This window comes from Streptomyces boetiae, from assembly GCF_031845405.1.
Lineage (GTDB): Bacteria > Actinomycetota > Actinomycetes > Streptomycetales > Streptomycetaceae > Streptomyces > Streptomyces boetiae.
In genome coordinates this window covers 40,439-53,711 of record NZ_JAVREN010000035.1, presented here as the reverse complement: position 1 = coordinate 53,711, position 13,273 = coordinate 40,439, and the positions used below count along the sequence as shown (strand labels likewise).

Here is a 13,273-nt window from a genome sequence, read left to right as displayed (position 1 = left end):
GCGGGGGTTGGTCGAGGGTGGGGGGGATGGTGAGGAAGGAGATGGCGGCGCCGAGGGTCATCAGGGCCGCGCAGAGGAGGACGGCGCGGCCGAAGGCGGCGTCGACGGCCGTGGCGGAGCGGTAGTCGTGGGCGGAGAGCCCGGCCGCCAGGGGGAGGGCGGCGACGGCGATGAGCTGGGCGACGCGGGCAGCCGCGTTGTTCACGCCACTGGCGATGCCCGCGCGGCGGTCCTCGACGGAGGCCAGGACGGTGGCGGTCAGCGGGGCGACGAAGATGCTCAGGCCCAGGCCCATCACCACCACTCCCGGGAAGACGGCCGCCCAGTAGCCGCTGCCCGGGTGGACCCGGTGCAGCAGGAGCAGGCCGGCGGCGGCCACCAGCGGGCCCGCCGTCATCGGCAGGCGCGGGCCGATCCGCTGGGCCAGGGAGCCGGCCGGGCCCGAGAGGGCGGTCAGCAGCAGGGTGGCCGGCAGGGAGGCGACGCCGGCGGTGAGCGCGTCGTAGCCCAGGCCGTTCTGGAGCTGGGTCGGCAGCAGGAAGAAGACGCCGCCGATGGCCGCGTAGAGGCAGAGGGTGGCGAGGTTGGCCGCCGTGAACAGCCGGGAGCGGAAGACGCCCAGCGGCAGCATCGGGTGCGGCGCGCGCCGCTCCTGCCACACGAAGGCCCCGCACAGCAGCACCCCCGCCGCCAGCACCGGGTAGGCGGGCGCGTCGATGAGGGCGTAGGTGATCGCGCCCAGGCCGAGGGCCGCCAGCCCGGCCCCGGGGATGTCGAAACGCCCGGAGGCGCCCCAGTCGCGGCTCTCGGGAACACCCCGGCTGAGCAGGAGGACGGCGGCGGCCAGCGGGACGTTGAGGAAGAAGATCCACCGCCAGCCGGGCCCGTCCACCAGCCAGCCGCCCAGGAACGGCCCGAGCGCCGTGGCCACCCCGCCCAGGCCGGACCACAGGCCGACGGCCTTGGCGCGTTCCTCCGGGCGGAAGGAGGACTGGATCAGGGCGAGCGAGCCCGGCGTCAGCAGCGCCCCGCCCACGCCCTGGAGCGCGCGGGCCGCGATCAGCGCGGGGCCCGTGGGCGCGAGCCCGCACAGCAGCGAGGCGACGGTGAACCAGGCCACGCCCCACGCGAAGACGCGGCGCCTGCCGTAACGGTCGCCCAGGCCGCCGCCGAGAAGAATCAGGCCGGCGAGGGTGAGCATGTAGGCGTTGAGGGTCCACTGGAGGGAGGAGAGGGGAACGTCCAGGTCGGAGCCGATGCGGGGCAGGGCGACGGTGACGATGGTGCCGTCGAGCATGGCCATGCCGGAGCCCAGGACGGCGCAGGCCAGGACGCGGCGGCCGGGGCCGGAGGCGGTGGTCAGGCCGGGGGCGGGGGCGCGATCGGGCCCTTGGGGTGAACGGCCGGGCGGTGGTCCGGACGGCATGGCGGGCTCCTCGCGCTGGGCAGCAGGGGACGGCGGGCGATGAACGGCGGGCGGCGGCTCCCGGCCATGATCGGGCGGCCCGGCCGCCCCGGCACGCAGCGACGCGGCACGGCGGATGGCCCCGCCGCACACCCGAGGGAGGCGGGACCTGGCGCTGGCGGTCAACGCGGCGACCTCGCCCGGCGCGGAATGAGCCCCCGCCCGTATCCCGCCCGTCTCCTGCGCGCCACCGGCGCTTCGCACGGCCCGGTCATTCTCGCCCCCATGGGCCGCCTGCTGCGGCAGATCCTCTGCCTGCTCCCGATTCTCGCCGTAGCCGTCTGGGTCGTGCAGCACCGGTCGTTGATCGTCTCGGGGCTGCGCGAGGTCCCGAGTGCCGACGGGACCTGGCTGCTCGCTGCGACCGCGACGACGCTGCTGGGCTGGGTCGCCGTGTCCTTCGCCCGGCAGGGCACCGTGCACGAACGCCTGCCCGCGGGGCGGCTGTTCGCGACCCAGTTCGCCGCCGGCACGGCCAACCACCTCCTCCCCTCGGGCATCGGGGCCAGCGCGGTGAACATCCGGTTCATGTCCCGCCTGGGCATCCCCGCCACCCGCTCCTCGGCCGCGCTCGCCCTCTACTTCCTCGCCGAGGGCGTCTCCCGGGCCACGCTGCTGCTGGCCCTGCTGCTGGTCTTCCCCGAGGCGCTGGCCCTCGGCTCGCTGCTGCCGGAGGAGATCGGGGTGCCGCTGGCCGCCGCCGTCGTGGGCGGAACGGCCGTGCTGGCGTTGGGCGTTGCCGTGGCGATAGGGCGGGTGCGTCGCGCGGTGGGGCGTTTCCTGCGCAGCGCGTTCGCGGACATCAGGTCGCTGCACGGGCGGCCGAGCCGGGTGGCCTGCCTGTGGGGCGGGTCCTTCGCCTTCCCGGTGCTTCAGGCCGCGGGGCTGGTCGCGGTGGCGCGGGCGTTCCGCCTGGACGTGCCGGACGCGCACGTCGTGCTCGCCTACCTGGCGGCCTCGGTGGTGGCCGCGGCCGTGCCCTCGCCGGGCGGCCTCGGCTCGGTGGACGCCTCGCTGGTGCTGGCCCTGGCCGCGACGGGGGCCCCGGTGGCGGCGGCGACCTCGGCCGTGCTGGCCTACCGGGTGATCACGGTGTGGCTGCCGCTGCTGCCGGGGGCGCTGGTGCTGGGCGCGCTGGTGCGCCGGAAGGTGGTCTGACCGCGGGGCCGGACCACCCCCCGGCGCAAGCGCGAGCGCAGGGGCAACGGCCCCGGTCAGGCGTGCAGGGTCCGGCTGAAGAGCACGGCCCCGCCGACCTCGCGCAGCCGGACCGTGAGGGCCCCGCCGCCGTCGATGTCGACCTCGCCGAAGAACTGGTAGCCCTCGGCGGGCGAGGTGTTGGCCCGCGCGGGGGCCTTGTCGAAGACCTGCTGGGGGCCGAACGTCCCGTCCAGCGGCGTCGCCGGGAAGGCGCCGGCGTTCAGCGGCCCGGAGACGAACTCCCAGAACGGGTCGAAGTCCGTGAACGCCGCCCGCTCGGGCGCGTAGTGGTGGGCGGCCGTGCGGTGGACGTCGGCGGTCAGCCACACCGTTCCGGTGATCCGGCGGTGCTTGATGAACCGCAGCAGCTCCGCGATCTGGAGCTCGCGGCCCAGGGGCGCGCCGGGGTCGCCGTTGGCGACGGCCTCGAAGTCGGTGGCGCCGTCGGGGATGACCAGGCCCAGCGGCATGTCGGAGGCCAGGACCTTCCAGCGGGCGCGGGAGCCGGCCAGCTCCCGCTTCAGCCAGGCGAGTTGCTCGGCGCCCAGGATGCCCTGGGGGTCCTGCGCCTGCCGGTTGGGGGAGTTGGCGTTGCGGTAGGTGCGCATGTCGAGGACGAAGACGTCCAGCAGGGGGCCGTAGCGCACGACGCGGTAGAACCGGCCCCGGGGCTGGCGTGCCGCGATGGGGTAGTACTCGCCGAACGCCTGCCGGGCGCGGCCCGCGAGCACGTCCACCGAGGTCTCGGTGTAGCGGGGGTCGTCGAGGACCTCGCCGGGGTACCAGTTGTTGGTGACCTCGTGGTCGTCCCACTGGACGATGGAGGGGACCTGGGCGTTGAACCGGCGCAGGTTCGCGTCCAGCAGGTTGTAGCGGAAGGTGCCGCGGTACTCGGCCAGGGTCTCGGCGACCTTGCGCTTCTCGTCGGTGACGATGTTGCGCCACACGCGGCCGTCGGGGAGCGTGACGCTCTCGGTGAGGGGGCCGTCGGCGTAGACGGTGTCGCCGCTGAAGAGGAAGAAGTCCGGGTCCAGGCGCCGCATGTCCTCGAAGATGCGGTAGCCGCCCAGCTCCGGGTTGATGCCCCAGCCCTGGCCGGCCAGGTCGCCGGACCACACGAAGCGGATGCCGTCCCGGGTGCGCGGGGCGGTGCGGAACGTCCCCACGACGGGCTCGCCGGTCCGGCGCGGGTCGTCGGGGTCGGCGAGCAGCACGCGGTAGTGGACCTGGGTGCCGGCGGGCAGGCCGCGCAGGGCGGTGGTGCCGGTGAAGTCCGAGCCGGGGCCGAGCAGCGGCCCGTACCAGCGGCGCGCTCCCCGGAACGACTCGGTGGCGGCCGTCTCCACGACCATCCGTGCGGGCCGGTCGGCGCGCACCCACACCAGCCCGGAGGAGGTGGTGACCTCGCCGGCCTGCACGCCCCAGCGCGCCTCCGGCCGCCCGCTCAACGCCAGGGCCGGCGCCCCGATCCCGGCCCCGGCCACCAGCGCTCCCGCGCCGCCCAGCAGCACGGATCTGCGTCCGACGTCCTTCATGACTCACCCTCCTGCGCAGCCGTCACACTCTCAACGGCCCGCAGTATCACCACCCCACCCTGCCCCCCGCCGGAACACACGGAGAACAAGAGGGGACAGCCGCCCGGCTGTCCCCTGACGGCGGAGGCGAGGGCCTAACGCGAGCGGCGACGGAGGCGGCGGACGACGTAGGGGCGCAGGCGGCTGTAGCCGCGGACGGAGGTGGCGGGGATGGAGCGGACCTCGTAGCCGCCGGCGACGCGCAGGACCGTGGCGAGGTTGGAGTCGACCAGCACCGTGTCGGGGCGGGCGACGGAGGTGAGGCGGGCGGCGACGTTGACGACCTCGCCGAAGACGTCGCCGAGGCGGTTGACGACGCGGCCGTAGGCCAGGCCGGTGCGCAGCTCGGGGATGGCGACGTCCTCGGCCGCGCGCTCGCCGAGGCTGAAGGCGATCTCGACGGCGTCGGCGGGCGAGTCGGCCACGAACAGGACCTCGTCGCCGATCATCTTCACGATGCGCCCGTGGTGCTCGTAGACCACGTCCGCGGCCAGCGCCTCGAAGCGCTCCAGGATGTCGAGGAGCTGGTGCTCGTCGGTCTGCCGGGTCAGCCGCGTGTACCCGACCATGTCCACGAAGCCGACGACCTGCCGCGGAACGCGCTCGGCCCCGGGGTCGTCCATGGCCTCGGCCTGCGCGGCGAGCGCGCGGTCGGCGAAGGCGGCGAGGTGGCGGCGCCAGATGTAGTCCTGGAGCTGCTGCATCGTGGGCAGCATCGCCTCGACCACGGTGGCGATCTCGGGCTCGTCGGGCGAGAGGCCCGGCTGCTTGCTGATCCAGTCCCAGACGACCTGCACCTGCATCTCGGCCAGGCGGGAGAGGAAGTGGCCCAGGGTCCGGGTCAGGGCGGCGTCCAGGCGCGAGTCGATCAGGCCCGACTCGACGAAGTCGTAGCCGATGCGGGCCGCGGTGACGTCCGCGTCCGTGAACAGCACGTCGTCGTCGCCCGCCGCCGCGAACCCCATGGCCCGCCACAGGCGGTGGATGCGGTCCAGCGGCACCCCCGCCATCTTGGCGACCTCGATGCGGGTGTACTTGCGTTCGCCGCCGAGCAGGGTGACCTCGACGCTCTTGGCGACGTCCTCCCCGGCGTCCTCGACGGCGTGCGCGGCGAGGGCCGCCGCGGCGGTCCGCGCGGTGTCGGGGTCCTGGTCCATCTCCGGCGCGCCTTCCGTCAGTCGTGAGCCAGGTCGTCGTCCGCGCGGATCGACCCGGGTCAGGTGGTGTGCACGATGAGCACGTCCACGTCGGCCTTGCGGGCGACCTCCGCGGGGACCGAGCCGAGGATGCGGCCGGTCAGCGTGTTCAGGCCCCGGTTGCCGACCACGATCAGACCGGCGTTCCAGTTCTTGGCGGTCTTCAGCAGGGCGGCGACGGGGTCGCCCTCGATGGCGACGGTGTCCACGTCGATGATCCCGGCCACGGCGGCCCGCTCGCGGGCGGTCCGCAGGGTCTCCTCGGCCGGGGAGGAGCCCACGACGTGGTACGCCTCCTCGCCGAGCACGTCCTGCGCGACGGCGGCCTCGTGCCGGCTGATCGGCCGGTAGGCGCAGAGCACCACGAGCTTGGCTCCGGACGTCGCGGCGACGGAAGCTGCCCGTTCAACGGCCGCCAGGGACGACTTGGAGCCGTCGGTCCCGACGACGACGGTCTCATAAGCGGTCATGGCGGCCACCCTAATCGCCGGTAGCCCGCTCGCCACCGGGGCGTTTGCGGATGTTGTGTCCGGGTGACAAAGCGCGGGGGGCGAACCTGCGCGGGACAGAGCATTCCGGCGGCCCGCCGGCCCCCGTCCGCCCCGCGCCCCACGCCCCACGTCCCCCCATTCCCCCATCTTTCGGGAGCGCACCCATGGCGTTGACCCGCAGATCCCTGCTCACGACCGCCGCCGGCGCGGCCGGCACCGCCCTGGCCGCGACGGCCTGCGGCGCGGGCCCCGGCGGCGCGCCCGACCTGGAGGCCGCCGCCCACGGGCCCGCCGGCCCGGCCACGCTGCGCTGGTGGTCGTTCGCGATGGCCACCCACGAGGGCGGCGACCTGCGCACGGACCTGATCCGGGCGTTCCGCGAGCTCCACCCCGACATCGAGGTGGAGATCGTCAACGCGCCCGCCGTCACCGACATCAGCCGCACCGTGCTGTCCACGGCGCTGGTCTCCGGCGCCGCCACCCCGGACGTGTACATGGGCGACGTGGCCTGGCCGGGCCAGTTCGCCTACAACGCGCTGGCGACCCCGCTGTCCCCGGTCGTCCCCGGGGACTACTGGCGGGCCTATCCCGAGGAGGTGATCACGGCGCTGTCCTGGGAGGGGGACGTGTACGCGTTCCCGTTCTTCGGGGACCAGGCGTTTCTGTTCTACCGCGCCGACCTGCTGGAGCGGCACCGGATCGAGGTACCCCGCACCTGGGAGGAGGTCGCGGAGGCCGCCGCGCGCGTCCGGCGCGCGGGGGGCGCGGAGACCGGCCTGGTCCTCCAGGGCGCGGCCTACGAGGGGCTGACGGCGAACGTCGCGGAGTTCGTGGCGGACGCGGGCGGCGGCATCCTCGACGCGGACGGGACAGAGGTCACCTTCGGCGGCCGGGCCGGGGAACGCGCCCTGGGCTGGCTGGCCGGGGCGGCGGAGTCGGGCGTGCTGCCGCGCGCCGCGGCGACCTTCCGCGAGCAGGAGGCCACCGACGCGTTCACCGGCGGCGGGGCGCTCTTCCTGCGGAACTGGTCCTACGTGTGGGGCGTGGTGGACGCCCCGGACTCACCCGTGCGCGGCCGGGTCGGGGTCGCGGTGCGGCCCGGCTTCGAGGGCGGGCCCGCGCGCGGCCACGGCTGCCTGGGCGGCTGGTGCAACTTCGTCAACCCGCACGGCCGCAACCTCGGCGCGGCGGTGGCGTTCGCCCGTTTCTGCGCCGAGGAGGAGGCGCAGGCGCTGATGATGCGCACCAGCGCGTACCTGCCGGCCCTGACCTCGCTGCGGGAGAGCGCGGAGGCGCGGGCCTCGCGCACGCCGACGCTGGCCCTGGCCGGGGAGGTGCGGCTGGTGCCGCGCCCGACGCAGACGCCGCGCTACCCGCAGGTGAGCAAGGCGATCTACACGCGCGTCAACACGGTCCTCAACGGCCGCACCGCGCCCGGGGACGCCCTGGCGGCGGCCCGCTCGGAGATAGCCGACGCGCTGGCGGGGAGGTCGCTGTGAGTTTCCGTGGGACGACAGGGGCAGCGGCAGGGGCAACGGCCGCGGCGGGCGCCGTCGCGAGGGGCCGGCGCGCGCCGCGCGGGCTGCGGGAGCGGCGGGCCAGGACCGGCTGGCGTTACACGGCCCCGGCGCTGATCGTCGTCGGCGCGGTGACGGTCTTCCCGGTGGTCTACTCGATCGTGATCAGCTTCGCCCGGGTCCGGCCGACCTACGACGGCCTGCGGGTCGAGGAGTGGACCCTGGCGAACTACACGACGATGTTCGCCAGCCAGGCGTGGCTGGACGCCCTGGTGTTCACCGTCGGCTACACCCTGGTCACGGTGGCCGTGGAGCTGGTCCTGGGGATCGCCGTGGCCGTGCTGCTGGAGCGCCTGGAGGTGGCGCGCGGCTGGCTGCTGGCGCTGCTGCTGATCCCGTGGTCGCTGATCACGGTGGTCTCGGCGCAGCTATGGGGCTATCTCTACAACGCCACCTACGGCGCGGTGACCTGGTTCTTCGGCCTCTTCCTGAGCGAGCCCCCGGTGATCCTGGGGACCCCGGCGCCCGCGATCACGGGCATGGCGGTGGCGGACATCTGGAAGACGACGCCCTTCGTCGCGGTGATCGTGCTGGCCGGGCTGGTGCGCGTCCCGCGCGAGCGCTACGAGGCGGCGGAGGTGGACGGGGCGGGGGCCTGGACGGCGTTCCGGCACGTGGTGCTTCCGGCGCTGCGGCCGGTGATCGCGGTGGCGGTGCTCTTCCGGGTGCTCCAGGCGTTCGGGATCTTCGACCTGCCGTTCGTGCTGACGCAGGGCGGGCCGGGCACGGCGACGCAGTCCCTGGCGGTGCTGGGCCACAAGTCACTCTTCCAGGACCTGGACTTCGGGATGGGTGCGGCCGTCTCCTCGGCCACGGGGGTGCTGGTGCTGGGCTGCTGCCTGCTGTTCCTGCGGCTGTTCAGGTCGCAGGTGGATGAGAACGCGGAGGGCGGCCGGAACGCGGAGGGTGCGGCATGAGCGGCGGAAGGTACCGGCGGCGGCGCGGGGTGCGGCGTTACCTCAACCCGGTCACCGTGGGCGGGCTGTTCCTGGTCGTGGTGACGGCGGCGCCGCTGTACTGGATGGCGGTGACCTCCTTCCGCAGCCCGCAGGAGGCGGGGGCGAGCCCGCCCCGGCCGTTCCCCGAGGACCCGACGCTGGAGAACTACCGCTACGCGCTGGACGCGGCCGACATGGACCGCTACCTGCTCAACAGCGTGGTGGTGTGCGTCAGCGCGACGGCGATCGTGCTGGGCCTGGCGCTGTTCGCGGGCTACGCGCTGGCGCGGATGCCGATGCGCGGGCGCGGGCCGGTGATGGTGGGGCTGCTGATGATCTCCGTCTTCCCGGTGATCGCCGTGGTGACCCCGCTCTACCTGGTGGAACGCGAGCTGGGCCTGCTCAACAGCCACGCCGGGCTGATCGTTCCGTACGTGGCCTTCCACCTGCCGTTCGCGATCTGGATGCTGCGCAACGCGCTGCTTGACCTGCCGGGCGAGCTGGAGGAGGCGGCGACGATCGACGGGGCGGGGCCGAACCGGACGCTGTTCTCGGTGATCCTGCCGCAGGCGGGGCCGGCGCTGTTCACGGCGGGTGTCTTCACGTTCACGGCGACGTGGACGGAGTTCCTGATGTCGCTGACGCTCAACAGCGAGAACGACGCCCGCACGATCCCGGTGGGCATCGCGCTGTACGGGGACCGCTACCAGGTGCCCTACGGGGTGATCTTCGCGGCGGCGATGGCGGCGACGGTGCCGATCGCGCTGCTGGTGCTGGTCTTCCGCCGGGCGGTGCTCTCGGGGCTGACGGACGGGGCGCTCAAGGGCTGACCGGGCGCCGACCGAACGGCAAGGGCCGCACCCGCGTCCGCAGCGGGTGCGGCCTTGCGGGTGATCTGTGACGATAAGGGGGTGAATGCGAAGCGAGAGGACGCGGACCGGCTGGCGCGGTACCGGGGCCGGCGGGACTTCTCCCGGACCTCCGAGCCCAGCGGCGGCGCGGCGGCCGACGGGCACCGGCCGCGCTTCGTCGTGCAGTTGCACGACGCCTCCCGGATGCACTTCGACTTCCGCCTGGAGGCGGACGGGGTGCTGAAGTCCTGGGCGGTGCCCAAGGGGCCCTCGACGGACCCGCAGGACAAGCGGCTCGCCATGCCCACCGAGGATCACCCGCTGGACTACCGGGACTTCGAGGGCGTCATCGCGGAGGGCGAGTACGGCGCGGGCACGGTGATCATCTGGGACGAGGGCACCTACGAGGAGGCCGAGCCGGTGGACGGGGGCCTGGAGCGCGGGCACCTGTCGTTCCGCCTCAACGGCCGCAAGCTGCGCGGGGACTGGGCGCTGACCCGGTTCCGGCGGGCGAGCCGGGACGGCCGCGGCGAGGCGTGGCTGCTGGTGAAGCGGGCCAACTCCCGCGGCGGCGCGGCGAACAGCAGGCAGGGAACGCCCGACCCGGCCCGCGCCCGCTCGGCGCGCACGGGCCGGACGTTGCGCCAGGTCGCGCACGACGAGAACGGCAAGCATTCGCGAGGGAGTTGACGCGCGGGCCCGGGGCTTGGACGGGCGAACGCCCCCTGCGCCAGGGGGTCTCAGGCGCCGCGCCACTCCAGGGGTGCCGGGCCGAGGGGGCCGCCGGCGACCGCGTCGGGGCAGGCGCGGCAGCGGGGGTGTCCGCAGCGGGTGAGGGTGGGGTCGGCGGCGATGAGGGCCGCGGCGGCGTCCAGCATCTCCCGGGCCGGGTAGGCGGTCCAGCGGGAGGCGGCGACGGTGGTGCTGGCCGCCAGGTGGGCCAGGCGCGGGCCGAGGCGGGGGAAGCCCTCGGAGCAGGAGCCGACCTCCACCATGGCTACCCGGCCGTCCCCGGTGCGGGCCCAGCGGACGAACAGCCGCCGCCCGGCGCGCTGTTCGGCGAGGTGCAGGGCGGTCATCCGGTCCAGGCCGACCCCGGCCAGCAGCACCGAGCCGCCGTGCTCGGCGAGCAGCCGCACGGGCGCGTACAGGTCGGCGGGGGTCTGCGCGCCGGCCAGCTCGGCGGCCAGCGGGCCCAGCGCGGCGAAGGAGTTGAGCGGGTGCAGGCCGCGCCGGGCGCCGCCGCGGGCGATGAGGGCAGCCGGCAGGGCGCCCATCCGGGCGCATATGAGGCCGCAGGTGGGCGAGTAGACCGGGCCGTCGGGCAGCGGCGGGCGGCGCCCGAAGGCGGCGTAGTCGACGCCGTTGCGCTCGGGCCGCATGCCGGGCGGCGGGGGCACGTCGAAGTACGGCTCGCTGAAGGCCGGGACCAGCACGGTGCAGCCGCGCCACAGCAGGGCGTCGAGCAGCCCGTCGGGCCCGCCGGCCAGGGGTCTGCCGAACGACCGCAGCGAGCCGTGCAGCATCACCGGCCGGCCGGTGAGCCCCAGCCGGTCCACGGCCTCGGCCAGTTCGCGGCCGGTGACCGCCGTCCCCGTCATCATTCCCGTCCCCTCCCGGCGAGCGGTGTCCTCGCGGGGAGGCGCGGCCTCCGGGGTGGTCGCCCGGGGGGCCCGCCTCCACCCGCGTTCGGCCCGGTCTTACCCCCTGCGGGCGGGGTGCTACGCGCGGTGGGGGCCGCCTCGGGGCCGGATCAGCCGGATCGGGGAACCGGCGAACTCCCGGGCGCCGGCATCAGCGGCGGACCTTCGCGCGGTCCAGGGCGGCGACGCCGACCGCGGCGAGCGCGATCTGTATCAGCCACTCGACCCAGTCCACGCCGTCCGTGTCGCCCACGTCCAGGCCGTTGGCGATGGCCGTGCCCACCAGGGCGGCGACGATGCCGACCGCGATCGTGAGGAGCAGGCCGATGTGCTGGCGGCCGGGCAGGACGAGTCGCGCCAGGACGCCGATGATCAGGCCGATGATGAGGGCGCTGATGATGCCGGAGATCTCCATGTTTCACACCTTTCGCTCGACTGCCCCGCCACGGGTGCCCCGCCCGCGCCGGACCAGTCCTCCGGGCTCGGCTACCGCCCGGAGGGATGCGCGCGAGGGAGAGATCAACACGAGATCTCCACATCTCACACACGGAAAACCGGGCAAAGCATGCCCATCGATCACATGAGCCGATATACACAGGATGGCGGGTTACGGACGGGCTTGCGGCACCCTGACCCCCTCGCGCCCCAGCGGCCCCGTGGACCATTACGCGAAAAAGTTGGCCGTCTTTGGCGAACATCGCCGCACACGCCCCACGCGGCGCGACGCCCCAGGCCATCCCTACCCACCCAGGGAGTGGTCCGCGCACCCGTTCGCATGTTTTCATCCTGCGCACCGCAGCAGCGGTCGCCGCGGGTGCGCCGACAGCCTCCCGAGCGCCGTTGACGAACCCCCCATATTGCGAAGGGACAGTGCGCAATGCGTAACGACCTTGAGACCCGTGAGATCGCCGATGCCGAGCTGGACGCCGTTGCCGGCGGTGTGGCGGGCCTGGTCAGCGTTGAGGGCGGCCTGGTCGGCGCCGTCACCAGCGACGTCTCCGGCCTGGTGAACGGCCTGGCCACCACCCAGTTCGTGAACGGCCTCGTCGGCGACGTGACCGGCCAGGTCACCGACATCACCGGCGTGAGCGTGAACACCGGCGCCGTCACCGGCCCGCTCGGTCTCTGACCCGACCGCACGCGAGCATGACCACGCGCCCGGGCGGCAGCGTCGCCGCCCGGATGCGTCGCACGACCTCCCGGACGGCGCGTGTCCGCCCGTGAGTCCGCCCAAAACCCCGGCGCCCGAGCGGGCCGGGGTTCTGGGCTGCCCACGGCCCGCCGCCCGCTACACGCGGACAAGTGAGGTGCCAGCCCGTGGAGTTCCGTCAAAAAGCGCTCTCCAAGCTCCAGTCGCCCGAGGAGCTCGACCTGCCGGTGCGGTTTGCCAGGCCGCAGGGGCGGCTCGTGCTGGCCGTCACCGTCGTCGTGATGGCCGCCGCCGCCTTCTGGGCCCTGACCGGCTCGGTCTCCGCGCGTCTTGAGGCGCCGGGCATCCTCACCGGGCCCGAGGGCAGCTACCTCCTGCAGAGCCCGGTCGCCGGGCAGGTCACCGAGGTCCTGGCCGAGGTCGGCGAGGTCGTCGGCGCCGGCGAGCCGCTGCTGACCGTGCGCACCGAGCGCGGCGAGGAGCCCGTGACGGCCGTGGCCGGCGGGCGCGTCACCACCCTGGTCGCCAGCACCGGCTCCGTGGTCACCACCGGCGCCGACGTGGCGACGCTGGAGCGCGTCTCCGACCCCGACGCCCCGCTGATCGCGGTGCTCTACGTCCCGGGCGCGCGCGGCTCCTCGATCCCCGTGGGCGCCTCCGTGGACCTGAGCGTCCAGTCCGCGCCCCGCGAGCAGTTCGGCGTGCTGCGCGGCCGGGTCGAGGCCGTGGGCCGGGTCCCGCAGACCGAGCAGCAGCTCCTGGGCTTCCTCGGCGACCAGCGCCTGGCGGCGGCCTTCGCCGCCGAGGGCGGCCCGGTCCCGGTCGTGGTGGCCCTCGAACCCTCCGCGACCACCGAGTCCGGCTACCGCTGGTCCTCCTCGGACGGCCCGCCGTTCCCCGTGGAGTCCGCCACCCCCGTCTCCGGCAGCGTCCGCCTCACGGAGGAACGCCCCGTCGACTGGCTCCTGCCGTGAGCGCGCCGCCGCCAGGCCCGGCCGGACCACCCGCCGCCGAGGCCGGCCGCGCCGCGGACGGACGCGCCCCCGCGGGACGCGGCAAGCGGGGCCGCGCCGCGCCCGGAACCTCCGCGCCGGGCAGTCCCCCGCCCGACGGGGCCAAAGGCGGCCGGGCGCCGAGGGCGCGTTCCTCCAACGGCCGCCCGTCCGACGGCGGCGCGAAGCCCGACGG

General features: G+C 74.8%; 13 protein-coding genes. 7 read left to right on the top strand and 6 right to left on the bottom strand.

All coding sequences use genetic code 11. The features are described 5' to 3' along the window. A partial coding sequence (locus RM780_RS20705) for an MFS transporter (RefSeq protein ID WP_311632316.1) occupies positions 1 to 1,426 on the bottom strand: 1,426 nt, incomplete at its 3' end. A 264-nt stretch (positions 1,427 to 1,690) separates the two neighbouring features. Between RM780_RS20705 and RM780_RS20700 the strand changes: the two genes are divergently transcribed. Continuing rightward, positions 1,691 to 2,623, top strand: a complete 933-nt coding sequence (locus RM780_RS20700) for a lysylphosphatidylglycerol synthase transmembrane domain-containing protein (RefSeq protein WP_311632315.1) — start codon at positions 1,691 to 1,693, stop codon at positions 2,621 to 2,623. A 56-nt stretch (positions 2,624 to 2,679) separates the two neighbouring features. Here RM780_RS20700 and RM780_RS20695 read toward each other — a convergent pair whose 3' ends face one another. The 3 genes from RM780_RS20695 to RM780_RS20685 all read right to left on the bottom strand — a co-directional run bounded on the left by RM780_RS20695 (position 2,680) and on the right by RM780_RS20685 (position 5,905). Continuing rightward, positions 2,680 to 4,200: an alkaline phosphatase D family protein gene (locus RM780_RS20695; RefSeq protein WP_311632314.1), complete on the bottom strand. Its 1,521-nt coding sequence runs from the start codon at positions 4,198 to 4,200 to the stop codon at positions 2,680 to 2,682. A 134-nt stretch (positions 4,201 to 4,334) separates the two neighbouring features. After that, positions 4,335 to 5,396 carry an adenylate/guanylate cyclase domain-containing protein gene (locus RM780_RS20690; RefSeq protein WP_311632313.1) on the bottom strand — a complete coding sequence of 354 codons (1,062 nt, stop codon included), beginning with the start codon at positions 5,394 to 5,396 and terminating at the stop codon, positions 4,335 to 4,337. Positions 5,397 to 5,455: 59 nt separating this feature from the next. After that, positions 5,456 to 5,905 carry a universal stress protein gene (locus RM780_RS20685; protein WP_311632312.1) on the bottom strand — a complete coding sequence of 150 codons (450 nt, stop codon included), beginning with the start codon at positions 5,903 to 5,905 and terminating at the stop codon, positions 5,456 to 5,458. Positions 5,906 to 6,090: 185 nt separating this feature from the next. On the opposite strand from RM780_RS20685, the gene RM780_RS20680 reads away from it, so the two are divergent. From RM780_RS20680 to RM780_RS20665, 4 genes are all read left to right on the top strand, one after another. Next, positions 6,091 to 7,425 (top strand): extracellular solute-binding protein, encoded by a 1,335-nt coding sequence (locus RM780_RS20680; protein ID WP_311632311.1) that lies wholly within the window; start codon positions 6,091 to 6,093, stop codon positions 7,423 to 7,425. After that, positions 7,422 to 8,420 (top strand): carbohydrate ABC transporter permease, encoded by a 999-nt coding sequence (locus RM780_RS20675; protein ID WP_311632310.1) that lies wholly within the window; start codon positions 7,422 to 7,424, stop codon positions 8,418 to 8,420. Before RM780_RS20680 ends, RM780_RS20675 begins: the two co-directional genes overlap by 4 nt. Then, a complete protein-coding gene (locus RM780_RS20670) occupies positions 8,417 to 9,271 on the top strand; it encodes a carbohydrate ABC transporter permease (RefSeq protein WP_311632308.1) in 855 nt (284 codons plus the stop codon). Before RM780_RS20675 ends, RM780_RS20670 begins: the two co-directional genes overlap by 4 nt. Before the next feature lie 81 nt (positions 9,272 to 9,352). Then, on the top strand, positions 9,353 to 9,982 hold the full coding sequence (locus RM780_RS20665; RefSeq protein WP_311632307.1) for a DNA polymerase ligase N-terminal domain-containing protein: 630 nt from the start codon (positions 9,353 to 9,355) through the stop codon (positions 9,980 to 9,982). Between the two features lie 50 nt (positions 9,983 to 10,032). On the opposite strand, the gene RM780_RS20660 is transcribed toward RM780_RS20665, so the two are convergent. Then, the gene (locus RM780_RS20660; protein WP_311632306.1) at positions 10,033 to 10,896 is read right to left on the bottom strand and encodes an AAC(3) family N-acetyltransferase; all 864 of its coding nucleotides are present in this window, start codon (positions 10,894 to 10,896) and stop codon (positions 10,033 to 10,035) included. A 190-nt stretch (positions 10,897 to 11,086) separates the two neighbouring features. After that, positions 11,087 to 11,350: a GlsB/YeaQ/YmgE family stress response membrane protein gene (locus RM780_RS20655; RefSeq protein ID WP_311632304.1), complete on the bottom strand. Its 264-nt coding sequence runs from the start codon at positions 11,348 to 11,350 to the stop codon at positions 11,087 to 11,089. Between the two features lie 462 nt (positions 11,351 to 11,812). Here RM780_RS20655 and RM780_RS20650 point away from each other — a divergent pair, with 462 nt between their 5' ends. Together RM780_RS20650 and RM780_RS20645 are read left to right on the top strand one after the other, a co-directional pair. Further along, a complete protein-coding gene (locus RM780_RS20650) occupies positions 11,813 to 12,064 on the top strand; it encodes a hypothetical protein (RefSeq protein WP_311632303.1) in 252 nt (83 codons plus the stop codon). 188 nt (positions 12,065 to 12,252) lie between these two features. Then, positions 12,253 to 13,059: an HlyD family efflux transporter periplasmic adaptor subunit gene (locus tag RM780_RS20645; RefSeq protein ID WP_311632302.1), complete on the top strand. Its 807-nt coding sequence runs from the start codon at positions 12,253 to 12,255 to the stop codon at positions 13,057 to 13,059. The last annotated feature ends 214 nt before the right edge of the window (positions 13,060 to 13,273 follow it).

Coding starts and splice junctions, on each gene's coding strand:
- RM780_RS20700 (WP_311632315.1), top strand. CDS start 1,691: ATGGGCCGCCTGCTGCGGCAGATCCTCTGCCTGCTCCCGATTCTCGCC.
- RM780_RS20695 (WP_311632314.1), bottom strand. CDS start 4,200: ATGAAGGACGTCGGACGCAGATCCGTGCTGCTGGGCGGCGCGGGAGCG.
- RM780_RS20690 (WP_311632313.1), bottom strand. CDS start 5,396: ATGGACCAGGACCCCGACACCGCGCGGACCGCCGCGGCGGCCCTCGCC.
- RM780_RS20685 (WP_311632312.1), bottom strand. CDS start 5,905: ATGACCGCTTATGAGACCGTCGTCGTCGGGACCGACGGCTCCAAGTCG.
- RM780_RS20680 (WP_311632311.1), top strand. CDS start 6,091: ATGGCGTTGACCCGCAGATCCCTGCTCACGACCGCCGCCGGCGCGGCC.
- RM780_RS20670 (WP_311632308.1), top strand. CDS start 8,417: ATGAGCGGCGGAAGGTACCGGCGGCGGCGCGGGGTGCGGCGTTACCTC.
- RM780_RS20660 (WP_311632306.1), bottom strand. CDS start 10,896: ATGATGACGGGGACGGCGGTCACCGGCCGCGAACTGGCCGAGGCCGTG.
- RM780_RS20655 (WP_311632304.1), bottom strand. CDS start 11,350: ATGGAGATCTCCGGCATCATCAGCGCCCTCATCATCGGCCTGATCATC.
- RM780_RS20650 (WP_311632303.1), top strand. CDS start 11,813: ATGCGTAACGACCTTGAGACCCGTGAGATCGCCGATGCCGAGCTGGAC.